Genomic DNA, 23,240 nt, shown 5'->3' with positions numbered 1-23,240 from the left:
CCTGGCGATCTTCCTGATCCTCGTCGTCGGCATCGCGATCGACCTGCTGATCTTCAGCCCCCTCGAGCGCCACGTACTGCGCAACCGCGGCCTGCTGGTCAGGAGCTGACCGTACGGGCGGCCCGCCGGCCGCTCGAACCGGGAGGTCGGGCTCCTCCGTCGCCCTCGGCGGCTTCCCGCCCGAGTCCGTCGGCGCCGCGTCCCGGCCCGTGACCGTGCCCTTCCCCGTGCCCCCAGGGAGACGCATGTCCGCCATTTCCCACCACACCGTGCCGTCCTTCCGGAGCAGGATCGGCCGCGACGCGCGCAGCGGCTACCCGGCCGTGCCGCACCGCTACCGGCTCCACCTCGCCCTGTCCTGTCCGCGCTGTCTGCGGATCGCCGTCACCCACGGCCTGCTCGGCCTGGAAGACGTCCTCCCGGTCACGTTGCTGCCCGCCGTGCCCGACGCCCCTGACGGCGGGCACCTGGCGCTGCGTGCGCTGTACGAGGCCAGTTCCCACCAGTACCCGGGTCCGGCCGAGGCGCCGGTGCTCAGCGACGGGTGGACCGGACGCATCGTCAGCACGCACGCCCCCGACATCCTCCAGGACCTGTCCCGGCACTTCAGCGCCTCCGGCCCGCGCCTGTACCCGGACGGCGCCGACGAGCGGATCGAGGCCGTCGCCCGGCTCTGCGAGCAGGGCATCAACGCGGCGGCCCAGCGCGCCGGCCGCTCCGGCATCGACGGGTCGGCACGCGACGCCGCGCTCACCGCACTCCTGGGCACACTGGACGCACTGGAGCTGCGGCTCACCTCCGCCGAGTACGTCCTGGGCGGCGAACTCACCGCTGCCGACGTGCAGTTGTGGGTGACGCTCGTGCAGCTGGACACGGTGCACCGCTGGCACCTGGACGCCGCTGCCGTGTACCGCATCACCGACCACCCGCAGCTGTGGTCGTACGCGCGACGACTGGGGGCGCATCCCGCCTTCGCCTCCCGCCTCGACCTGGACGGCATCGCCCGCAGGCACCACGCCCAGTGCCGGGGCGAGGAGGCCGCCGGCGCGGCGGTGCGGATCGTGGACTGGCCCGGGTCGTGACGCGCGCCGTGCCCGGAGCGCGCCCCTTCCGGAAGGCCGGAGGCCGTGATCCGGCGGAAGAGCCCCGGGGCACGCCGCAACCGGCGGAATCGCCGCAGTGCCGCACCGGTCCCCCACCGGTGCGGCACTGCGTGGTTCAGGGTCAGGCCTTGACGTTCACACCGGCCCAGGCGGCGTCCACCGCCTCGACTTCCGCACTGTTCGCGCCGTAGAGGTCGGTGGCGGCCTTCAGGGTGCCGGCACGGGCACCGTGGTAGTCGGTGGTGGACGTGAAGTACGCGGTCAGCGCCTTGTACCAGATCTGCACCGCCTTGTCGCGGCCGATGCCGGTGACCGTGGAGCCGTCCACGGTCGGGCTGTCGTAGTGCACGCCGTTGAGGTCCTTCGCGCCACTGCCCTCGGACAGCAGGTAGAAGAAGTGGTTGGCGACGCCGGAGGAGTAGTGCACGTCGAGGCCGCCGACGCCGGCGCTCCAGTAGTCGGCCGAGCCGCGGCCGTCCTTGCTCGGCTTGTCCTGGTAGCGCAGCGGCTTGCCGTTGCCGAAGATGTCGATCTTCTCGCCGAGCAGGTAGTCGCCCGCGTCCTGGGCGTTGTTCGCGTTCCACTCCACCGCGGTGCCGAAGATGTCCGAGGTGGCCTCGTTCAGGCCGCCGGACTCGCCGGAGTACTGCAGGCCGGCGGTGGCGGAGGTGACGCCGTGGCTGAACTCGTGGCCGGCCACGTCGAGCTGGGTGAGCGGGTGCTGGTTGTTCGCGCCGTCGCCGTAGGTGATGGTGAAGGACTGGTCGTCCCAGAAGGCGTTCTGGTACGCGTTGCCGTAGTGGACCCGGGAGACCGGGGCCCGGCCGTCGTTCTTGATGCCGTTGCGGTGCAGGACGTTCTTGTAGAAGTCCCCAGGTCTGGGCGGCGCCGTAGGCGGCGTCCACGGCGGCGGTCTGGTTGTTGGCGGGGCTGCCGGTGCCCCACTTGTTGTCCGCGTCGGTGAAGACGGTGCCCTTACCGCCCGTGCGGTGCTTGAGGTCGACGGTGCTGGATCCGCCCCGCACGCCGTCGACGAGGCTGTAACCCGATGACGAGGTCGTGGTGTTCAGGGTGACGGTCCCGCTGTACTGGGAGACGCCGGTGCCGACCGCGGCGGCGGCCGGGGTGCCGGCCTGCTCGCCGGCGCCGACGGCGCCCCGGCCGGTGACGGCGTCGGCTATGCCGTCGATGAGCTGGGCCTCGAACAGCTTCCGGCCCGTGGTGGCGTCGGTGACGACGCGCAGCCGGCTCGGGGTGACGCCGTCCCGCTGGGTGCCGGTGACGAGGGTCTCGTAGGCGAGGACGGGCGTGCCTCCGACGGCCCAGATCACCTTCCGGGGCGCCTCGGCGGTGGCGGCGCCCGTGGTCCTCGCGACCGCGGCGGCCTCGGTCGCGGCCGAGGCCGCGGCGGCCGGGGCCAGCTTCGGGGTGAGCGAGGCCACCTGGATGGCGGCCCGGACCGCCTTGGTGACGCCCTTGACGCTGCCGTCGGCGGCACGGTGCACGACGAGGTCGCCGCCGAGGACCGGAAGTCCTGCGTAGGTGCGGTCGTAGCGGACGTGCACCGTGCCGTCGGCGTCCTTGACCACGTCCTTGACGACCAACCGCTCCTGGGCGCCGAGGCCGAGCGACCGGGCGGTGGACGCGGCGGAGGTGCGGTCCCGGTGCGAGTCGGCGGCACCCGCTGACGCCCCGGAGGCACTCGCGGCGATCAGGGTGCCGGTGAGGACGGCGGTGCCGGACACGAGGGCGAGATGGCGCGCCGGGCCGCCGGTGGGAGGAAGCGAGAACATGCGGATTCTCCAGGGTGTCGTGGGGAGTTGGCATCGGCGTCCGCCTCTGCGAGGAGGAATGCCGTGATGGCCAGGGAGACTTGCAGTCCGTCGCGGACATGTCACGAGGCAGACGTGGCGGTTCGCCCGCCCGTGCCGGATTTGCCGCCCGGCTCTTCACGGGATGGAAAGGGCCCCGACACGCGCCGACACGGACGGCACAGGAATGCGCAACACGCGTGAAGCACGGCGCGCGCGAGGATCCCGCGCCCGATCCGTACGACCTGTCGGACAGGAGAACTGAATGGCCCCCACATGCGTGTTACGGAGCGACCTTTTGGCATGCGCATGAGAGCGGGGGATCACAGGTGATACCTGTGGCGAAAGTGAGGGGGGCGGCAGTGGCCGCCACGGTGGCGGCGGCGCTGGTCGCCGGGACGGCGGCGGCCACGGGCCAGCCGGCGCCGACCGTACGACCCACCGGACACCAGGGACCGAAGGCACCGGCGGGACCACCGGTGACCGTCACCCTGGTCACCGGCGACCGCGTCGCCGTCGGAGCGGACGGGTCGGTGGTCCGGATCGACCGCGCCAAGGGCCGTGAGGGCACGGCCATGTCGATCCGGCGCACGGCCGGGCACACGTACGTCATCCCGCAGGACGCCCTGCGCCTGCTGGGCGAAGGGGTGGTGGACCGGAGGCTGTTCGACGTCGCCCGACTGGCCGCCGACGGCTTCGACGACGCGCACCGCGACGCCCTGCCGCTGATCGTCTCGTACCGGCGGGACGCCTCCGGGGCCAGGATGCCCAGCGCCTTCGGCGAGGCACTGGCCGACGTCGCCCGCGACCGTCGCGCGCTGCCCGCCGTCGACGGCGAGGCCTTCGAGGCGCCCAAGTCCGGTGTCCCGGCCCTGTGGTCCCGGCTCGCCGGTCGGACGCCCGCGGGCGCGACCGCGCGGCAAGCGGCGCCGATCACCCACCTGTGGCTGGACGGCAAGGTCCGCGCCGCCCTCGACAAGAGCGTGCCGCAGATCGGCGCCCCGGCCATGTGGAAGGCCGGCTACACCGGCAAGGGGGTCAAGGTCGCGGTCCTGGACAGCGGCGTCGACCAGACCCACCCCGACCTCCGCGGCGTGGAGGTGGCCGAGAAGAACTTCACCGACTCACCCGACGCCAAGGACCGTTACGGCCACGGCACGCACGTGGCCTCCACCCTCGCCGGCTCCGGCGCCAGGTCGGGCGGCCGGTACAAGGGCGTCGCCCCCGGCGCCCGGCTGCTCGACGGCAAGGTCCTCGGCGACGACGGCTTCGGCAGCCAGTCGGGCATCGCCGCCGGCATGCAGTGGGCCGTCGACCAGGGCGCCCGGATCGTCAACATGAGCATCGTCGCGGACGACGGCCCCGAGGTCGACCCGATGGAGGAAGCGGTCGCCCGGCTCTCCGGCAAGGCCCTGTTCGTCGTCTGCGCCGGCAACGAGGGCGACAAGCCGGGCACGATCACCTCGCCCGGCAGCGCCCCCGCGGCGCTCACGGTCGGCGCGGTCGACAAGCAGGACCGGCTCGCGGACTTCTCCAGCCGCGGCCCGACCGCCACCGGACTGTCCAAGCCCGACATCACCGCCCCCGGCGTCGACATCGTGGCCGCCAAGACCACCCAGGGCGGCGAGCCCGCCGGCAACGGCTACACCACGATGTCGGGCACCTCCATGGCCACCCCGCACGTCGCTGGCGCCGCCGCCCTGCTGCTCCAGCAGCACCCGGGATGGAGCGGTGCGCGGCTCAAGGCGCTGCTGACCGGTTCGGCCAAGCCCCGTCCGGGGCTGAACGCCCTGCAGCAGGGCGCCGGTCGGGTGGACCTCACCCGGGCCCGCACCGCCTTCGTCGTCTCCGAGCCCGGCTCGCTCGACTTCGGCACCCAGCTGTGGCCGCACGCGGACGACAGGCCGCGCGCCAAGGCCCTCACCTACCGCAACCACGGCACCAAGGCCGTCACGCTCGCGCTGTCCGCGGCCGGCACCGACGCGGCGGGCCGCCCGGCCCCGGCCGGGATGTTCACCGTCAAGGACGCGAAGCTCACCGTCCCGGCCGGCGGCACCGCGACGACCACCGTCACCGTCGACACCCGCAAGGGCACCGCCGACGGCTCCTTCGGCGGCACCGTACTCGCCGCCGGGGGCGGCCAGTCGGTGCACACCGGCCTCGCCGTCCAGCGTGAGATCGAGTCGTACGACGTGACCGTGCGCCACCTCGACGAGAACGGCCGGCCCGCACCCGGCTACGCCACCACCCTCACCAAGGCCGGCACGAACGGGATGGAGCGCCTCGACGTGCCCTACGGCCCCTCGGGCACGGCCGTCAAGCGGCTGCCCAAGGGCAACTACCAGCTGGAGAGCCTGGTCACCAGCCCCGGCACCGACAACCGCATGGCCGTCTTCGTCCAGCCCGTGCTGAAGGTGGCCGCGAAGACCACCGTCACCCTCGACTCCAGCAGGGCCAAGCCCTTCGCCATCACCGCCCCGGACCGCAGCGCCAAGCTGGTGAGCGCCACCGTCGGCTACTACGACGAGGCAGCGGGCGTGTCCGGCAGCTGGGTCGTGGACGGCACGACGAAGTTCCGCACCGCCGCGCTCGGCCCGGCGGCGACCGGCGTGCAGGCGCAGCTGTCCGGCGTCTGGCGGTCGCCCGCGGCCCCGACCACCGACTACCGCCTCGCCTTCCAGCGCACCGGCAGCTGGTTCACCGGCCTGACCCGCACCGTCGCCCGCGCCGACCTCGCCGAGGTGAAGTTCGGCTTCGGCGCCTCGGTCCCCGGCGCCAAGGGCCTCGTACAGATCACCGCGTCGACCCCCGAAGGCTTCAGCGCCGGCCCGATCACCACGATGGAGCGGACCCTCCCGCTCGCCGGCACGCAGTACATGAGCACCGGCGGCGTGCGCTGGAGCTGGTCCGCCTCGCAGGCCAACGTCCACGGCGAGGTCCGCATCGTCCACTACGCGAACCGGGTGGCCTACCGGCCGGCCGGGCGCTACGCCCTGGAGTTCAACACCGGCGTGGTCGGACCCGACCTGGGCGCCGGGTCCGGCGGGCAGGGGGCCGAGCGGTACGGCAACACGATCGACGCCAACCTGCAGCTGTTCGTGGACGGTGCCGGTCACGAGGGCAGCTCCGTCGCCACCGGCGGCTTCAGCCGGCTGGAGTCCGGCGGCCGGGTCCTCGCCGAGGGGGCGCCCAACGACTGGGTGAGCGTCACCGACGCCCCGGCCGCCTCCGCGGTGTACCGGCTGACCAAGGAGGCCACCCGGTCCGCCGAGGACACCTCCACCAGCACCAAGGTGACCGGCGTCTGGACGTTCACCTCGGCCCGCCCGGCCACCGACCGGAGCGTCAAGCTGCCGCTGTCGACCGTACGGCTCTCCCCGAAGCTCGGCCTGACCGGGACGGCGAAGGCCGGCAGCACCCTGAAGGTGCCGCTGCACGTCGCCGGCGCGGCCGCGGCGGCCGGGCAGCTCGCGGCGCTGACCGTCCGCGTCTCCTACGACGGCGGCCGGACCTGGCACCCGCTGGCCGTGGCCACCGACGCCGAGGGCGCCCGCTCGGTGACCGTCAAGCACCCGGCGACCGCCGGTGGCGTGACCTTCCGGGTGGACCTGAAGGACAAGCAGGGCAATACGGCACGCGAGACGATCGCCAACGCCTACCGGCTCGTCCGGTGACCTGAGCCCACGGCGGCGCACCGTCCCCGGCCCGGCCCCGCACCCGCGGCGCCGGGCCGGTCCGCGTCCCCCCGCGGCCGCCTCGTCCGGATTCCGCCCGCCCGCCTAGGGTGTGCACATGACTGTGCTCGTGTACGAAGACTTCGAAACCGGACGCCACCGCGAGGCCTCCCTGATCCGGCATGCCGTGGGCAGCGTCCACGACGAGGAACTGGTCGCCGGCCTGGCCGGGGGCGTCGGCTTCATGTACTTCGTGTTCGAGTACGCGGGCCGGCTGCCCCTCGCCACGATCGTGGCCCAGGCCCACCCGGAGCCGTGGGTGCAGGTCGCGCTCGGCCGCCTGGGGATCCCGTACGAGGCCACGCGTGCGATGAACCCGCGATGGGGCCGCGTCCGCGCGGCGCTCGACAAGGGGCAGCCCGCGTTCTGCGTCGTCGACCGCTCGTCCCTGCCCTGGCACGAGGCCGACCCCGACGCCGAGCTCACCGGCACGGACGCCCACACCGTGGTGATCGCCGGGTACGACGGCGACGACCTGCTGGTCGACGACGGGGCCCCGACCCCGTACCGCATCGACCGCGAGGAGTTCGGCGCCGCCTGGACCGCGCACCGCAAGGGCCGTCACCAGCTGGTCGTGCCCACCGGTCCGGCCGAGGGGGAGCCGGACGTCGCGGGGGCGATCGCCGCCACGATCACGCACCTGACCGGGCCGGTGCTGGGCAACGCGTTCGACGTGAACTTCGGCTTCACCGGTATGGAGAAGCTCGCCGCGGAGCTGCGCGACCGCGACACCCGAGCGGGCTGGGAGCACCGGTTCGGCGGGTCGCCTGAGGCCTTCCGGGCCGGCACCGGGCGGCTGTACTCCTGCCTCGAGGAGGAGTGGACCGCCCCGGCCGCCACCCGCCCGCTGTACGCCGACTTCCTCGACCTCGTCGGCCGGCCGGAGGCCGCCGCGCTGTTCCGGGAATCGGCCGTGCACTGGTCGCGGCTCGCCCTGCTCGCCCTCGGTGCCGACGCGGACGCCGACGCCGGGGAACGCCGCGCGCTCTTCGAGGCGTGCGCGACGCACGTGGACCACTCCCTGGACCTCGAGCGGCAGGCGGTGACGGCCCTGCGGCGGCAGCAGCCGTGACGGGGTGAGGATCCGGCGCCTCCGCAGCGCCCCCGGCGCCCGGGCGCGGCCCGGTGGCCCAAGAGCGGCCCGGTGGCCCGGGCGCGGCCCGTCAGCCGGCGGCCCGGCGCCTGCCCCGTCCGCGGCGCGGGTACGGCAGGAGCCGGGGCGGGCGTTTGGCCGCCACGTCCTCGACCCAGCCGAACGCCAGCACCAGCACGCCGAGCAGCGGGATCGCCACCAGGAGCGTGAACCACGGGCTGAGCAGGAGCCACTGGAGGTGGTCGTAGAAGAACCGGACGCTCCAGAGGGGGTCGATCAGCGGGATGGCGGCCACCAGTGCCGTCTCGTGCCAGAGGTAGACGCTGACGGCGCGCGAGTTGAGCAGGCTGACCAGGCCGTTCCAGCGCTCCAGCGGCCTGGGCCACTGCTCCCAGGACGGGCTGACGTGGAGCAGGAGGGCGACGAAGCCGAGGGACCACAGGGCCTGGGCGATCGGCCAGGACTCCAGGTCGGTCGGCTCGGTCGGATCGACCGGCCGGGTCTGCAGGTACCAGAAGCCGGCCACCATGACCAGCGGTGCGACGGAGGGCAGGACGTACTGCGGGATCTTCTTGAGCAGGCCCTCCTGGTGGGCCATGCCGAGGATCCAGCAGGAGCCGAACATGGTGAAGTCGTTGGCGGTCTCCCAGACCCTGCTGTAGACGAACTCCTGCTCGGCGAAGAAGGTGTTCATGACGATCGACAGCGCCAGCGGGGTGAACAGCGTCACCACCGGGAAGCGTCGCAGCGCCCGGAGCATGAGCGGGGAGAGCAGGACGTACCAGAGGTAGGCCCGCAGGTACCAGAGCGGCACGATGATCTGCGCGGCCCAGGACTGCTCCACGTGGTGGTGGAAGCCGGCCAGCTCGTCCGCGTAGGGCGGGGTGCTCAGCGGCAGGATCCAGAAGGCCGTCTTGGCCCACCACCAGGTGGGGTGGCCCTCGGAGCGGGGGCCCCAGCCGTCGTAGATCTGCAGGGCGATCATGAGGGCGCCGAACAGCCACATCGGGGGCAGCAGCCGGCGCAGCCGGCCGCGGATCACGTCGAGGGCGGGACGGCTGAGCGAGCGGGCCATCAGCGAGCCGGCCAGTGCGAACATCACGCCCATCGACGGGAAGACGAGCGGCAGCCAGGCCCAGCCGAAGTTGTGGTAGAGCACCACGCGGACCAGCGCCAGTGCGCGCAGCAGGTCCAGGTAGCGGTCCCGGCCGGTCGTGCGCCGCGCCGGGGACTCCCCGTCGGGCGCGGTGTCCGGTACGGGTTCGGGATCGGGGTCCGGCAGTGCCTGCGGCTCGTACCGCAGCCCGGCGGGGACCCTCAGCTGGAGGGTGTCGCGGGAGCGCCAGAAGTCAGTGGACGAGGTCACGGTCAGGCCTCCACCGGTACAGCGACCTCGCCGGTGCGCCGGAGCTTCTGCCAGCGCAGTCGGCCACCGGTCACCGCCGTGATCGCGGACTGCAACAGGACGACGTACATGAGCTGTCGGTAGACCAGCTGCTGGATCGGCAGGCTGATCAGGTGCCAGGGCTTCTCGCGGTCGAGCCGGAAGGCGTACCAGGACAGCGCGGCCTGGAGCAGGATGAAGCCGCCCCAGCTGGTGAGGGTGAGCGGGGCGTCCCCGAACAGCACGCCGTACAGCAGGAACAGGTCGACCAGCGGCGCCAGCAGCGGGGCGACCACGCCGAACAGGACCACGAGGGGCAGCCCGAGGCGGCCGAAGCGCCCGGCCGGGCCGCTGGAGGTGACCGCGCCACGGTGCTTCCACATCGCCTGCATGCTGCCGTAGCTCCAGCGGTACCGCTGGGACCAGAGCTGCTGGAGGCTGGCGGGGGCCTCGGTCCAGGCACGGGCGTGCTCGGCGTACACGATCCGCCAGCCGTCGCACAGCACCGCGATGGTGATGTCGGTGTCCTCGGCGAGGGTGTCGTCGCTCATGCCGCCGACCTGCTGGAGGGCCTCCTTGCGGAAGGCACCGACCGCGCCGGGGATGGTGGGGATGACGCCCAGCATGTCGTACATCCGGCGGTCCAGGTTGTGGCCGAGGACGTACTCGATGTGCTGCCAGGCGCCGATCAGGCTCTCGCGGTTGCCGACCTTGGCGTTGCCCGCGACCGCGCCGATCGCCGGGTCGCCGAAGGGCTGGACCAGCTCGCGCACGGTGGACGGCTCGAAGACGGTGTCGCCGTCCATCATCACGATGATGTCGTGCGAGGCGGCCGCGATGCCGGTGTTGAGCGCGCTGGACTTGCCGCCGTTGACCTTGCGGATCAGCCGGACGAACGGCAGGGCCATCTCCTCGACGATGTCCGCGGTGCCGTCCGTGGAGCCGTCGTCGATGACGATGACCTCGATCGGGTGGTCGCTGGCGGCCAGTGAGTGGAGGGTGTTGGCTATGCACTCGCGCTCGTTGTAGGCCGGGACCAGTACGGTGACCGGCCGGGTGACGGGCGCTCCCCAGGCGTCCCGCCGCTTGGCGCGACGGGCGTGGACCGGTGCGAGGACGAGCATGAGCGCGAACCGGCCGAAGTTGAGGAAACCGACGACGGCCAGCAGCCCGACGAGGACCGGCAGGGTGCGCACGGCGAACTGGGTGGCCCAGATGAAGCCCTTGCCCGCCCACAGCTGGTACCCGTGCACCGGCACGGTGGCGCTGGAGGCGCCGAGCGCCTCGGAGATGGTGGTGAAGCGGTAGCCCTGGGCGTGCAGGCGGTCGATGACCTGTCCGAGCGCGGTGATGGTCTGGGTGCGGTCGCCGCCCGCGTCGTGCAGCAGGATCAGCGCGCCCGCGCCCGGCTTGCGCGGCATCGCCGCCTTGACGATCTTCTCGACGCCGGGACGCTTCCAGTCGTCGGTGTCGCGGTCGATGAACGCGGTGAGGTAGCCGCGCGCGCCGACGTACTTGATCACCGGGTAGTTCCAGTCGTCCAGCGCCGAGGCGTCGGAGGAGTACGGCGGCCGGAAGAGCGCGCTGTGGACGCCCGCGACGCCGGCGAGCGCCAGCTGCGTCTGGGCCAGCTCCCAGCTGATCCGGGCGTGGGACTGGTAGACCAGGTCGGGGTGGGTGAAGGTGTGGACGCCGAGTTCGTGGCCGTCCGCCACGATCTGCTTGATCAGCTCCGGGTTGCGCGTGGTCATGGCGCCGGTCACGAAGAAGTCCGCGCGGATGCCGCGGGCCCTGAGCAGTTCCAGGATCTTCGGGGTCCACTTCGGCGAGGGGCCGTCGTCGAAGCTCAGGACCGCGGTGCGGTCGGGGATGCGGTAGCTCAGGGGCTGCTCGTTCCTGGTGCCGCGCGCGTCGATGACCGGACCGCCCTTGAGGAGGTGGCGCGGCACGGTCGTCTTGTCGACCGAGATGGCGATGCGGGAGTCGTGGAACGCCTCGTTGTTGGCGAGGCCGCGCAGGACGAGGAGCGCGAGCAGGCAGGCCAGCAGGGACAGCGGCATGAAGAAGCGCAGCGGTGGCGCGGCCAGTCGGCGCGGCCTGAGCAGGGACTGCCGGCGGCGCTGGTGGCGGGACAATGACGCTCCTGGAGACGGGTGGTGCGGGCGGGGGTCGCCGACCGCGCACCACGGGGCGTCCAGGGTCGGGACGACGAGGACGGCGCTGACTGACGACGGGGTGGGCGCCGGCGGCGGCGCCAGGGGGCTACGGGGCTACGGGGCTACGGGGCGGGCGACGTCGAGGGCTGCGGGGGCACTCCCATCGCGGGGGCGTCCGCCTGCACACCGATCAGGCTGCTGCCCATGGCGACCGCCAGGATCGCGCCGACCACGGAGACCGGCCAGCCGAAGCCCCGCAGCAGACGGCCGCGCAGACCCGACTGGTCGACGAAGACCGGCGCGGGAGCAGGCCCCGCAAGACCCGGACCGGACATTTCAGGCTGCGCCTGATATGCCGGTGCGCGTTCGAAGGAAGGAATGACTGGGCGCACCTTGCGAGGCCTTTCAGTGCAGGGTACGTAGACCGCGGAATCGCAGGGCGAACGCTAGTGCACCGGCCTTCATCGACTTGGGGTCGATGTCTGGATTTGACGCGATCTGCTCAGTTGTCGTAATCGGATCGAAATGACAATTGGCAATACCGATCAGTAAGCACGCGGATACGGTTCCCCGGCGTGGGACTTTAAGATGACCCCCTCGTGTGATCAGCCATTGGTCCTCGTGTAAAAGGGCGTGTTCAGGTACCGCCTTTCATTCATCAAGGAGCCCGTGTGAGCCGTCCCCGCCGCACCTCTCGACGCCGCGCGTGGACCGCGCTCACCCTGCCCGCCTTCCTGTGCGTACTCGCCGCCTGTTCCGGCGGCCCCGTGGACGACGGCGCCGCGCCCGCCCCCAGTGCCCCGCCCACCCCGGCCGGACCGCCGGGAACCCTGTTCGACACCTTCCGGTACGACGGACCCGACGACCCCGCGCTGGCCGCCCACGGCTGGGAGGTCCGCACCGGCGGGGGCGGCCCGGGGATCAAGGACACCTGGTCCGCCGGCGCCGACTTCCCCGCCGACACGAGCGCCCAGGGCGGCCGGGTCCTGCGGCTGCAGGCGTCCACCGACGGCACCGGCCGGGGCACCAGGCAGGTCGAGGTGCAGAGCACCGGCACTCCGCTGTTCACCGGGACCTTCGCCGCCCGGATCCACCTCAGCGGCGAGCCGACGAGCGGTCGCAACGGCGACCACGTCGTGCAGACCTTCTACCCGATCTCCGCCTCGGACTCCTCGCCGGACTACAGCGAACTCGACTACGAGTACATGCCGAACGGCGGCTGGGGCTCGGTGGGCCCCCAGCTCGACACCACGAGCTGGTACCGGGCCGATCCCCCGGACCGGGTCACCCACGCGCTCAGGCGGGACCTCGCGGGCTGGCACACCTTGATGATCACGGCCGTGGACGGAAAGGTCACCTATTCGCTGGACGGCAAGGAGCTGTTCACCAGCTCCGGCAAATACGTCCCGCGCGAGAAGATGGACATCCACTTCAGCAACTGGTTCATCGACCTTCCTTTCACCGGCGGCCCGCGCACCTGGGACATGAAGGTCAACTGGTTCTACTACAAGGCCGATGAGGCCGTTTCCCTGGCCGACGTCAGGAAAACGGTGGACGGCTTCTACGGCGCCGGCACCGACTACGTCAACACCGTGCCGAAGTCCTGAACCCCGTACGGATTCCACGGCCGCGATTCGTGCAGGCGATCGGTCCGGAATCGTGAAGTGCGGTGTGCGCAGTGGGCGTTGTCCTGTTCGGACGACGCCCACTTCGTGTACCGGGCCGTCACCCTGCGGTGTCCGGCTCGTTTTACGGGCGACGTGACGACGACCGATCAGGAAGGTCACCGTGCTGCAGCTGCCCGTCGAGGACATGGAGATGGCACCCGGACACGCCGTGGAATGGACGGTGTCCGCTGCCGGAACCGCCGGGCACGGCGACTCGGAGGACTCCGGTCCGGCGCCCCTGGCGTCCTACAACCAGAAGGACCACCTCTCGGTCGCGCGGAGCCTGCGCGCCCTGGACATCGGCTACGCCTCGTACATCGGCGGCTCCTTCGAGATCCGCGGGAGCGTCGACCGCGGGGCGCTGGAGGCCGCCCTGCTCCATCTCGTCCGGCGCCACGAGGTGTTGCGGTGCGAGTTCAAGGGCTTCGGGGAGGGCGTCGACGAGCCGGTGCTGGAGGTCGTACCGCCGCAGGACGTGAAGCTCGAGCGCGTCGACGCCGGGCGGTTCGACTCCCCGGCCGAGGCCCGCGCCTACGTGCAGCGGTTCCTCCAGGGCACCGACACGCTGCGCGGTCCGTGGATCGTCATGGGCGCGATGGTCCGGGAGGAGTCGACCACCGTCTACTTCGCGTGCGACCACCTGCTGTCCGACGGGGTGTCGACGCCCGTCGCCGTCCACGACGTCGCCGCGGCCTACGAGGCCTACGCCCAGGGCCGCGAGCCGGTCCTGCCCGAGGCGCAGAGCTTCCTCGACCACGCCGCCGCCGAGCGGCGGCGCGGCGCGGCGATGGGCCCCGAGGACGCGCTGCTGGACCACTGGAAGGGGTTCGTCGCGCGCAACGGCGGGCAGCTCTTCCCGCGTTTCCCCCTGGACCTAGGGATCGAGCCTGGGGTGGCGTACCGCGCCGTCAACCAGACGGACACGCTGCTGCCCGCCGGCCGGCTGGACGCGCTGGAGGCCCGCTGCCGTGCGACGGGCGGGCGGACCTCCGCCGCCGTCCTGGCCGCCCTCGGCGTCAGCCTGCGCCGGGAAGGGGGGCCGGACATGTACCGGGCCCTCGTACCGGTCAACACGCGCGGCCGGGGCCCCGGGGAACACGGCATGGGCTGGTTCGTCAACACGCTCCCCGTAGAGTTCCCGGTGGCCGAGGGCATGGGCTTCGCGGACGTCGTGGCCGGCGCGCAGGGTGCCCTGGACGCGATGCGCCCGTACGCCGACGCGCCCTTCGTCCGCGTCTTCGACCTGCTGACCCGTGATCAGAACGGGCCGCAGGTCTGGCCGTTCGCCGTCAGCTTCTTCTCCTACCTGGACTTCCGGCGGACCCCGGGAGCGCACAGCCACGTGGCGCGCCGGGCGCGCAAGTACGTGTCCACCTCGCACAGCAACGGCATCTTCTTCTGGTTCCACCGCAACCACGCCGGACTCCACCTGAACTCCGTCTTCGTGGACACCCCGCAGGCCCACCGCACGAAGGCGGCCCTGGTCGGCACCCTCGTGGGGACCCTGGACGACGTCGCCCGCACCGGCCGGTACTGATGCGCCAACTCCCCGCGTCCGAGCTGGTCATCGCCCCCGGGCACGCCGTCGAATGGCGGGTACGGGCCGTGACGCGCGCCGGCGCCTCCCAGGAACCGGACCGGCCGCTGCCCTCCTACAACCAGGAGTACCACTTCGCCGCGTCCGCGCCCCCGGCGGGCGACGCCGGGGAAGGAGGCGGAGACGGGAGCGGGGAGCGGGGCCGTACCGATTCCTTCGCCGTCACGTTCGAGATCCGCGGCCGGCTCGACCGCCCGGCGCTCGAGGCCGCCCTGCTCCACTGCGTACGCCGGCACGAGGCGCTGCGCTGCACGTTCCGCTCCGCGGCCGGCGGTGGCGTCGTCGTGGACGTCGCGGCGCCGGAGGACGTCAAACTCGAAGCCGTCGACCGGGGAGCCGTCAGCTCTCCCGCCGGGGCCCGCGCCCGGGTGGAGCGGTTCCTGAGCACCACGGACACCCGCCGCGGGCCCTGGTTCGTCATGGGCGCGATGATCCGCGAGGAGTCCACCACGGTCCACTTCGCCTGCGACCACCTGGTGACCGACGGGACCTCGATGACGGTCGTCCTGGACGACATCGCCACCGCCTACGAGGCCTTCTCACGCGGCCGGGAACCGGACCTCCCGGCCGTGGCCGGCTTCGTCGAGCACGCCCGCGAGGAGCGGCGCCGGACGGCCGGGGTGGGCCCCGAGGACGGCAGGCTCGACCACTGGAAGGGCTTCATGGCCCGCAACGGGGGCCCGTTCCCGCGGTTCCCGCTGGACCTCGGCATCGAGCCGGGGGCCGGCTGCCGCGCGGTGAACGCGACCGACACCCTGCTGGACCGCTCCGGTGCGGCGGCCCTGGAGGCGCGGTGCCGGTCGGTCGGCGCGGGCGTGGCGACCGGGGCCCTCGCCGCCGTCGGCGTGAGCCTGAGGAAGGAGGGCGGTCCCGACGTGTACCGCGCCCTGGTGCCCGTCGGCACGCGCGGGCGCGGGCGCCACGCGCACAGCACGGGATGGTTCGTGAACCTGCTCCCGGTCGAGTTCCCGGTGGCGGCGGGTGCGGACTTCGCGCAGACGGTGGGCGCCGCCCGGGACGCGTCCACGCGGATGGTCAGGGGCGGCCGGATCCCGTTCGTCGTCGTGCTGCGGCTGCTCGCTCCCGAGCTCTACGCCCGGCCCTGGCCCCACGCGGTCAACTTCGTCTCGTACATGGACCTCCGGGACGTCCCCGGCGCGGCGCACCACGCCGAGCGGCAGGCCGGCGCGTACACCTCGATCCCCTGTACCAACGGCATGTTCCTGTGGCTGCACCGCACCCACGAGGGCATCCACCTGAACTCCGTCCACGTGGACACCCCGCCGGCGCGCCGCACGAAGGCGGCCCTGGTAGGCACCCTGGGGCGGACGTTGGAGGCGATGGCCCGTCGGGGGTCCCTCTGACGACCGCGGGGTTCACGCCTGCGGGGCGTGGCTGATCACCACCTTCCCGAAGGCCCTGCCGGTGGCGTAGTGGCGGTAGGCGTCTACGGCCTCCTCGAAGGGGAACACGCGGTCGACGAGGGGGCGGATGCCGTGGGCCTCGATGACCGCGTTCATGGCGGTGAACTGGGCACGGCTGCCGACGGCCACGCTGCGGATGGTCGCGCCGGAGGCGAAGACCGCGCGGGGGTCGAGCGGGGTGGCCGAGGCGCCGACGAAGCCGACGCAGGCGATCGTGCCCGCCAGGGCGACGGCGCGGACGGACTCGTGGAGGAGCCCGGCGACGTCGACGATGCGGTCGGCGCCGCGGCCCGCGGTGAGGGTGCGGACCTCGGCGGCCCAGTCGGGTGCGGCCGTGTAGTCGATGACGTGGTCGGCGCCGAGTTCGCGCAGGCGTGCCGCCTTGACGGGGCTGCTGGTCGTGGCGATCACGCGGGCGCCGAGCGCCTTGGCGAGCTGGAGGGCGAAGAGGGACACGCCTCCCGAGCCCTGCACGACGACGGTGTCGCCCGGGCGGAGGCCGGCCCCGTCGCCGGTGAGGGCGTTCCAGGCGGTCACCGCCGCGCAGGGCAGGGTCGCGGCCTCCTCGTACGTCAGGTGGGCGGGGACGGTGACCAGCGAGTCGGCGTCGACCAGAGCGAGTTCGGTGAGCATCCCGTCCAGCGAGCCGCCCCGCTGCGGGAGGTGCTCGGCGGCGAACGGTCCGTCCTGCCAGGACGGGAAGAGCGTGGCGGCGACGCGGTCGCCGGTGCGGGTCGTGCGGACGCCCGGCCCGACCGCGACCACGTCGCCGGCCCCGTCCGAGACGGGGACGACGTCGGGCTTGACGGGCAGGACGTAGGTCCCTTCGAGGACCATGAGTTCGCGGAAGCTCAGGGACGTCGCGCGTACGGCCACCAGGGCCTGGCCCGGGCCGGGCACCGGGGTGGCGTGCTCGCGGACGGTGAGGCCGGCCGGGCCGGCCCCTGTGTGTGACAGGTGGTAGCTGCGCATCCGCGTGCCGTCCCTTCGCGAGGTGGGAATGGAGATAGAACGTTCGGTCTAACTCATAGATAGACCGGTTGATCTATTCCGTCAAGGGTGGGCACAATCGGGCCATGACGACTTCCGCCAAGCCGGGCCCCCGGGAACGACTGCTGCTCGCCGCCCAGGAGCTGACCTACGCGCAGGGCGTCGGCGTCGGCGTGGACGCCCTGCTCAAGGCCGCCGGCGTCGCCCGGCGTTCGCTGTACGAGCACTTCGGCGGCAAGGACGGGCTCATCGCGGAAATGCTGCGCCGCAGCACCGCCGAGGACGAGGCCCGCTACCGCGCGACGATGGCGGAGGCCGGCGACGACCCGCGGGCCCGGCTGCTCGCGGTGGTCGACCGGCTCGGCCGCATCGCCGCCGACCCCGACTTCCACGGCTGCCGCTACCTCGCCGCCGACCTCGCCCTGACGGACCCGGACCACCCCGGACACGAGGTCACCCGGGCATACCGGCGCACCCTGCACGGCCTGTTCGCGGACGAGTTCACCGCCCTCGGGCACGCCCGGCCGGAGTTCGCCGCCGACCAGCTGCTCATCCTCGTCGACGGGCTGCTCGCCGCCGGCGCCACCCGCCCGGACCGCCGCGCCGCCGACGCCTCCCGCGAGCTCGCGGAGCACGTCATCGACTCCGGGCGGCCCGTCTGAGCCGCCCGGGCGGGCCGTCGCCCCTCAGAAGTTGATCATGTGGCCGGCGAGCCCGTGGACCGCCTCCTTCACGGCCTCGCCCAGCGTCGGATGCGCGTGGACGTTGCGCGCCACCTCGGTGACCGTGAGGTCCCACTGCTGGGCCAGGGTCAGCTCGGGCAGCAGCTCGGTGACGTCCGGTCCGATCAGGTGGGCTCCGATGATCTCCCCGTGCGTACCGTCGGCGATGATCTTCACGAAGCCGACGGAGTCGCCCAGGCCGTGCGCCTTGCCGTTCGCCGTGAACGGGAACTTCGCCACCTTGACGTCGTAGCCCTTCTCTCGGGCCTGCTTCTCGGTCCATCCGAAGCTCGCGATCTGCGGCCGGCAGTACGTGGCCCGCGGGATCATCGGGTAGTCGAGCTCCATCGTCTCCGCGTCCGCGATGGTCTCCGCGGCGACGATCCCCATGGCCTCGGCCGTGTGCGCGAGCATCAGCTTCGCGGTCACGTCGCCGATGGCGTGGATGTGCGGCACGGAGGTGCGGCAGCGGCCGTCGACGTCGATCGCACCGCGCTCGGTGAGGGCGACGCCGGTGTTCTCCAGGCCGTAGCCGGTGACGTTCGGCGCGAAACCGATGGCCTGCAGGACCTTGTCCGCCTCGAGGACCCGCTGCGCACCGTCCTTGCCGGTGACGGTGACCCGCACCTGCGGCCCGGAGTCGTCGATCGACTCGACGCGGGTGGAGGTGAGCACGTCGATGCCGAGCTTGCGGTACTGCTTGGCCAGCTCCTTGGAGACGTCCTCGTCCTCGAGCGGGGCGATACGGTCGAGGAACTCGACGACGGTGACCTTCACGCCGTAGCTGTTCAGCACGTAGGCGAACTCGATGCCGATCGCGCCGGCCCCGGCGATCACGATCGAGCCCGGCACGTCCTCCGCGAGGATCTGCTCCTCGTACGTCACGACGCGCTCGCTCAGGGCGGTGCCGGGCAGCAGGCGCGGGGTGGCACCGGTGGCGATGATGCAGTGGTCGAAGCCGATGGTCCGCTCCGTGCCGTCGGCCCCGTCCACCCGGAGGGTGTGGGCGTCGAGAAAGGTGCCGCGGCCGTCGAACTCGGTGATGCCGTTCTTCTTCATCAGGTAGTGGACGCCCTTGACGCGGCCGTCCGCGACCGTGCGGCTGCGCCGGAAGGCCTCGCCGTAGTCGAAGGACACGGTGCCGTCGACGGTGATGCCGAAGGCCTTGGCCTCGTGCTGGAAGATGTGGGCGAGCTCGGCGTTGCGCAGGAGCGCCTTGGTCGGGATGCAGCCGACGTTCAGGCAGACGCCGCCCCAGTACTTCTCCTCGACGACCGCGACCTGCATGCCCAGCTGGGCGGCGCGGATGGCGGCGACGTAGCCGCCCGGTCCGGCTCCGAGAACGACGACGTCGAAATGCTGGGACACGGGACTCCTTCGGGTAGGGAGCGGCCTGGGACGCGGCGTCGTGCGCCGGTCGTGCGCCACTTTAGTGAAGGCGTGGGCGGGACACGCTCTTCGGGGGCGCGGCGCCACCGTTCCGATGGGCCCCGACCTCGGCGAACCGGCAGCTCACGGCCCGTGGCGGGGGGATTTCTTTCCGTAAAACGTGAGCGCCTGACTGAATTCCCGTCAATATCCGCTGGGCGCCGCAGAATTTGTCTCGATTCAGTAACAGGTCCGGAAGGCGGACCGCGGTCGCGCGCACACCGACGCCTCAACTCCGTTCTGTACACGTGTATTTGATGGTCCATCAGATGTAGTCGGAAGGTAACGGTAAGGCATCTCGACATGAATGCCCGTTTGCCCGAATTCTCCGTCGCTCCCCTCTGGCACGCTTTCGCCAACCCGCACCCTCCACGCAGGATCCCTGAGGCACTCATGACCGAAAGACACAGTGAGCGCGAGCAGCGACGCCGGCCGGGCGACGGCCCGGGGCGTCCCCGGCGCAGATCCAGAGGGCTGACCGCGGCCCTCGTCCTCGCGCTGGCGGGGGCCGGCGCCGGACTGGGCGTACTGGCCCCGCAGCAGGCCTCGGCCGTCACCCCGCCGGTGTCGTTCACCGCCGACAACCTGCCCACCTGGCAGACCAACGGCATCGTCTGGGCGATGACCCAGGTGAACGGGACCGTGTTCACCGGCGGCACGTTCTCCGAGCTGCGCCCGCCGGCCGGCACCGCCGGCACCGCCCGGCCGGTGGTGAACTTCGCCGCGCTCGACGCCGCGACGGGCGCGCCCACCTCGTGCCAGCTCTCCTTCACGACGACCAGCAGCACCGCGACCGTGCGCGCCCTCGTCGTGTCGAAGGACAAGAAGACCCTCTACGCCGGTGGCCGCTTCGGCGCCGTCAACGACGTCAAGGTCTCCAACGTCGCCGCGATCGACATCGCCACCTGCACCCCGAAGGCCTCCTTCCACCCCGGCTTCTCGGCCACCGTGCGCGCGCTCGCCGTCTCCGACACGACGCTGTACGCCGCCGGTGACTTCGGCACCGTCCAGGGCCAGACCCGCCGCAAGTTCGCCGCGGTCAGCGCCACCACCGGGGCCCTGCGGTCCTTCACGGCGAACGCCGACGAGGCGGGCCGGGCCGTCGAGCTCACCCCCGACGGCAAGAACGTCCTGCTCGGCGGCGACTTCTTCACCGTCAACGGCTCGAACAGCCACGCCCTCGCCGTGGCGGACGCGGTGTCCGGCGCGGTGCGCAAGACGTACAACACGTTCCACCGCCTCTCGATCGTCATGGACATCGCGACCGACGGGACGAGCTTCTACACGGGCAACCAGGGCAACGCCGGCGGTGTGTTCGACGGCCGGACGGCGTTCAACCTGAGCGACTTCAGCGAGCGGTGGCGCGACCGCTGCCTGGGCGCGACCCAGAACGTGCTGCCGTACGGCGGCGCGCTCTACATCGCGTCCCACGCGCACAACTGCGCCACCGAGGGCGAGTTCCCGGACGACGGCAAGCGCCGCTACCTGATGGCCCAGCCCACCCACCACCAGGGCACCGCGCCCGCTCCGGTGGACGGGTTCGTCCCGGGCCCGGGCAAGCTCGGCTGGTTCCCCGCCGTCAACGGCGGCATCGGCGAGGGCGTCGGCCCGCGCGTCATGACCGTCGCGGCCAAGGGCGACACGAAGTACCTCTGGGTCGGCGGTGAGTTCACCACCGTCAACACCAAGCCCCAGCAGGGCCTGACCCGCTTCGCGTCCACCGGCGACGTCGGCGCGCCGACCACCCCGGTCGCCAGCGCCGGCAGCATCAGGCCCGGCGAGGTCCAGGTCCGCTGGCGCACCAGCTTCGACGCCGACGACAGCCGGCTGACCTACCGGATCTACCGCAACGGTGCGGCCACGCCGGTCCACACGATGACCGCCGACTCCCTCGAGTTCCAGCGGCGGCAGGCCTCCTGGACCGACACCGCGGTCACGGCCGGCCAGACGTACACCTACCGGGTCACGGCCACCGACGGCGCGGGCAACACGAGCGCCAGGTCGGCCACCGCGTCCGTGACGGTCCCGACCTCCGCGCAGGCCTACCCGAACCAGGTCCGTGCGGACGGCGCCCGGCTGTACTGGCGCTACGACGACACCGTCAGCCCGTACGTGGCCGACTCCTCGAACGGCGGCAACACCAGCGGCGTCCAGGTGGGCGCGCCGTCCCTGCGGCAGGCGCCCGGGGCCGTCACGGGCCCCAGCACGGCCATGGGCTTCAACGGGACGACCCAGCAGGTCTACAGCGACCACCGCCAGCGGGCGGGCAGCTCGTACACCATCGAGACGTGGTTCCGGACCGGCACCACGGCCGGCGGCAAGCTGATCGGGTTCGGCAGCCACACCACGCAGCTCAGCAACCAGTACGACGACCACCTCTACATGACCAACGACGGTCGTCTGGTGTTCGGCGTCTACTCCGGCTCCACGTACACCCTCGCCAGCCCCTGGTGGGAGGCGTACAACGACAGCCGGTGGCACCACGTCGTCGCGACCCAGGGTCCGGCCGGCATGGCGCTGTACGTCGACGGCCAGAGCAAGGGCACGCTCAACGTCCCCGGCCACGCGGACTACACGGGCTACTGGCACGTCGGCGGCGACAACCTCGCCGGCTGGCCCGGCCGTCCCTTCAGCGACGCGTTCGCCGGCCAGATCGACGAGACCGCCGTCTACCCGACGGCGCTCTCCGCCGCCCAGGTCAAGAACCACTTCGACCTGGCCACGGCACCGTGACGGCGATCCCGGTCGCCTGACGACGCGGGGGCCGGCGCACCGCGCCGGCCCCCGCAGCCGTTCGTACGGAGCGTGCCGTCCGCCCCGCCTTCCGGCGCGCCGCGTCAGGAGCGCTCCTCGGAGGTCCGCCCCGTCCCCACCGGCCGCCGCAGCAGGTACGCGCCGGCCCCGGCGACGAGCAGCAGCATGCAGCCGATGAAGACCAGACCCGCGCCCTCGAGGTCGAGGACGTCGGCCAGCAGGCCCACGCCGATCACCGGGACCGAGATGCCCGTGTACGCGACGACGAACAGGGTCGAGATCACCGCCGCCCGCCGGTCCGCCGGCGCGGCCGCAGCCACCGCGGCCAGCGCCGCGCGGAAGGTGAGGCCCTGGCCGGTCCCGCCGACGAGGGCGGACAGGACGATCAGGGCGAGGAGGTCCGTGTACAGGGCCGCCGCCAGGAGGAGCAGGCCGGCGAAGAGGACGACGCAGCCCACGGGCAGCGAGCGCGCCACTCCGACGCGGTCGACGGCCAGCTGGCCGGCCGTCGAGGCGAAGAAGGCCAGGGCCACCACCAGGCCGCTCACGGCGTGGTTGTCCACGTCGAGGTAGCGGGCCAGGAAGGCGGGGCTGACCGAGGCGAACACGCCGAACAGGGCGAAGCCGGCGAAGGACGCGATCGCCGCCGGCGGGAACACCACCCTGACCTGCGGGGGGAGGGCGAGGCCCTGGGGACGGACGGTGGCCAGGGGCCGCCGGTCCGCCACGGTCTCCGGAAGGCGCACCAGGACGAGGGCCGAGGCGACCACCAGGGCGAGGTGGACCGCGAAGGGCAGCAGCAGCGGTTCGGCCGCGTACTCCGCCAGCAGGCCCGCCAGCAGGGGGCCGCAGCCCAGGCCGCCCATGTTGGCGGCCGTCGCCACGAACGTCGCCCGCGCCGCGCCGCCCGGTGGGGCGAGCTCCATGACGTACGCCGTGGCGGCCCCGGTGAACAGGCCGGCCGACAGCCCCGACAGCAGCCGGCCCGCGTAGAGCCAGCCCAACGCGTCGGCGCTCAGGAAGCAGACGGCGCTCGCCGCCGCGAAGCCGAGGCCCCAGAGCAGGGTCGGCCGGCGGCCGACGGCGTCCGAGACGTTGCCGGCCAGCAGCAGCACGCCCATGACCCCGAAGGCGTACACCGCGTACACCACCGTCACGGTCAGCTCGGAGAAGCCGAACTTCTGCTCGTAGAGCGGGTAGAGCGGCGTCGGGAGCGTGGTGCCGGCCATGCACACGACGAACACCGCCCCCGCGAGCAGGCACCGCGGCCAGCTCCGGCGATCACCATCCATCCGCCGACCGTAACCCCGCCGGGCGCTCCCCCCGGGGATGTCGGCGGGGCGTCGTCGGTTCCCGTGGCGGCGTCCCCGCGGGGTA

General features: G+C 72.5%; 14 protein-coding genes and 2 pseudogenes. 9 read left to right on the top strand and 7 right to left on the bottom strand.

The genetic code is table 11. The features are described 5' to 3' along the window. A pseudogene (locus tag IF43_RS40740) lies at nt 1-109 on the top strand (ABC transporter permease); the annotation flags it as partial. Nucleotides 110-245: 136 nt separating this feature from the next. Next, complete coding sequence (locus IF43_RS0116200; RefSeq protein ID WP_030200383.1) at nt 246-1,082, top strand: glutathione S-transferase C-terminal domain-containing protein; 837 nt, start codon at nt 246-248, stop codon at nt 1,080-1,082. A gap of 142 nt (nt 1,083-1,224) precedes the next feature. Here the strand turns inward: IF43_RS0116200 and IF43_RS36490 are convergent. After that, nucleotides 1,225-2,896 (bottom strand): annotated as a pseudogene (locus IF43_RS36490) (M4 family metallopeptidase). A gap of 380 nt (nt 2,897-3,276) precedes the next feature. Between IF43_RS36490 and IF43_RS0116190 the strand changes: the two are divergent. Continuing rightward, nucleotides 3,277-6,588 carry a S8 family peptidase gene (locus IF43_RS0116190; RefSeq protein ID WP_037888732.1) on the top strand — a complete coding sequence of 1,104 codons (3,312 nt, stop codon included), beginning with the start codon at nt 3,277-3,279 and terminating at the stop codon, nt 6,586-6,588. Between the two features lie 118 nt (nt 6,589-6,706). After that, nucleotides 6,707-7,720, top strand: coding sequence for a BtrH N-terminal domain-containing protein (locus IF43_RS0116185; protein WP_078910203.1), 1,014 nt, complete (start codon nt 6,707-6,709; stop codon nt 7,718-7,720). Between the two features lie 91 nt (nt 7,721-7,811). Here the strand turns inward: IF43_RS0116185 and IF43_RS0116180 are convergent, their stop codons facing one another. From IF43_RS0116180 to IF43_RS0116170, 3 genes are all read right to left on the bottom strand, one after another. Continuing rightward, a complete protein-coding gene (locus tag IF43_RS0116180) occupies nt 7,812-9,107 on the bottom strand; it encodes an acyltransferase (RefSeq protein WP_234332196.1) in 1,296 nt (431 codons plus the stop codon). 2 nt (nt 9,108-9,109) lie between these two features. After that, entirely contained in the window at nt 9,110-11,185 is a 2,076-nt protein-coding gene (locus IF43_RS0116175) for a bifunctional polysaccharide deacetylase/glycosyltransferase family 2 protein (RefSeq protein WP_199922736.1), read from the bottom strand. A 218-nt stretch (nt 11,186-11,403) separates the two neighbouring features. Next, nucleotides 11,404-11,616, bottom strand: coding sequence for a hypothetical protein (locus IF43_RS0116170; RefSeq protein ID WP_030200370.1), 213 nt, complete (start codon nt 11,614-11,616; stop codon nt 11,404-11,406). 336 nt (nt 11,617-11,952) lie between these two features. Between IF43_RS0116170 and IF43_RS0116165 the strand changes: the two genes are divergently transcribed. The 3 genes from IF43_RS0116165 to IF43_RS0116155 all read left to right on the top strand — a co-directional run bounded on the left by IF43_RS0116165 (nt 11,953) and on the right by IF43_RS0116155 (nt 15,909). Beyond that, nucleotides 11,953-12,888 (top strand): glycoside hydrolase family 16 protein, encoded by a 936-nt coding sequence (locus IF43_RS0116165; RefSeq protein ID WP_051795400.1) that lies wholly within the window; start codon nt 11,953-11,955, stop codon nt 12,886-12,888. A gap of 181 nt (nt 12,889-13,069) precedes the next feature. After that, nucleotides 13,070-14,485: a condensation domain-containing protein gene (locus tag IF43_RS0116160; protein ID WP_030200366.1), complete on the top strand. Its 1,416-nt coding sequence runs from the start codon at nt 13,070-13,072 to the stop codon at nt 14,483-14,485. Further along, nucleotides 14,485-15,909, top strand: coding sequence for a condensation domain-containing protein (locus IF43_RS0116155; protein ID WP_030200363.1), 1,425 nt, complete (start codon nt 14,485-14,487; stop codon nt 15,907-15,909). Before IF43_RS0116160 ends, IF43_RS0116155 begins: the two co-directional genes overlap by 1 nt. 12 nt (nt 15,910-15,921) lie before the next feature. Here IF43_RS0116155 and IF43_RS0116150 read toward each other — a convergent pair whose 3' ends face one another. Further along, on the bottom strand, nt 15,922-16,941 hold the full coding sequence (locus tag IF43_RS0116150; protein WP_030200360.1) for an NAD(P)-dependent alcohol dehydrogenase: 1,020 nt from the start codon (nt 16,939-16,941) through the stop codon (nt 15,922-15,924). A 104-nt stretch (nt 16,942-17,045) separates the two neighbouring features. On the opposite strand from IF43_RS0116150, the gene IF43_RS0116145 reads away from it, so the two are divergent. Next, nucleotides 17,046-17,621, top strand: coding sequence for a TetR/AcrR family transcriptional regulator (locus IF43_RS0116145; protein ID WP_030200356.1), 576 nt, complete (start codon nt 17,046-17,048; stop codon nt 17,619-17,621). A 24-nt stretch (nt 17,622-17,645) separates the two neighbouring features. Here IF43_RS0116145 and lpdA read toward each other — a convergent pair whose 3' ends face one another. Then, nucleotides 17,646-19,049, bottom strand: coding sequence for a dihydrolipoyl dehydrogenase (lpdA, locus tag IF43_RS0116140; protein ID WP_030200351.1), 1,404 nt, complete (start codon nt 19,047-19,049; stop codon nt 17,646-17,648). A gap of 453 nt (nt 19,050-19,502) precedes the next feature. Between lpdA and IF43_RS0116135 the strand changes: the two genes are divergently transcribed. Then, nucleotides 19,503-21,842, top strand: a complete 2,340-nt coding sequence (locus IF43_RS0116135; RefSeq protein WP_078910202.1) for a LamG-like jellyroll fold domain-containing protein — start codon at nt 19,503-19,505, stop codon at nt 21,840-21,842. A gap of 104 nt (nt 21,843-21,946) precedes the next feature. Here IF43_RS0116135 and IF43_RS0116130 read toward each other — a convergent pair whose 3' ends face one another. After that, a complete protein-coding gene (locus tag IF43_RS0116130; RefSeq protein WP_030200349.1) occupies nt 21,947-23,155 on the bottom strand; it encodes an MFS transporter in 1,209 nt (402 codons plus the stop codon). Between the last annotated feature and the right edge of the window lie 85 nt (nt 23,156-23,240).

Source organism: Streptomyces sp. NRRL S-87 (assembly GCF_000719335.1).
Lineage (GTDB): Bacteria > Actinomycetota > Actinomycetes > Streptomycetales > Streptomycetaceae > Streptomyces.
This window is presented reverse-complemented; position numbering and strand designations above follow the sequence as displayed.

Bases quoted from the DNA above. Each gene is read 5' to 3' on its own strand.
- IF43_RS0116200 (WP_030200383.1), top strand. From the start codon at position 246: ATGTCCGCCATTTCCCACCACACCGTGCCGTCCTTCCGGAGCAGGATC.
- IF43_RS0116185 (WP_078910203.1), top strand. From the start codon at position 6,707: ATGACTGTGCTCGTGTACGAAGACTTCGAAACCGGACGCCACCGCGAG.
- IF43_RS0116175 (WP_199922736.1), bottom strand. From the start codon at position 11,185: ATGCCGCTGTCCCTGCTGGCCTGCCTGCTCGCGCTCCTCGTCCTGCGC.
- IF43_RS0116170 (WP_030200370.1), bottom strand. From the start codon at position 11,616: ATGTCCGGTCCGGGTCTTGCGGGGCCTGCTCCCGCGCCGGTCTTCGTC.
- IF43_RS0116155 (WP_030200363.1), top strand. From the start codon at position 14,485: ATGCGCCAACTCCCCGCGTCCGAGCTGGTCATCGCCCCCGGGCACGCC.
- IF43_RS0116150 (WP_030200360.1), bottom strand. From the start codon at position 16,941: ATGCGCAGCTACCACCTGTCACACACAGGGGCCGGCCCGGCCGGCCTC.
- IF43_RS0116145 (WP_030200356.1), top strand. From the start codon at position 17,046: ATGACGACTTCCGCCAAGCCGGGCCCCCGGGAACGACTGCTGCTCGCC.
- IF43_RS0116135 (WP_078910202.1), top strand. From the start codon at position 19,503: ATGACCGAAAGACACAGTGAGCGCGAGCAGCGACGCCGGCCGGGCGAC.
- IF43_RS0116130 (WP_030200349.1), bottom strand. From the start codon at position 23,155: ATGGATGGTGATCGCCGGAGCTGGCCGCGGTGCCTGCTCGCGGGGGCG.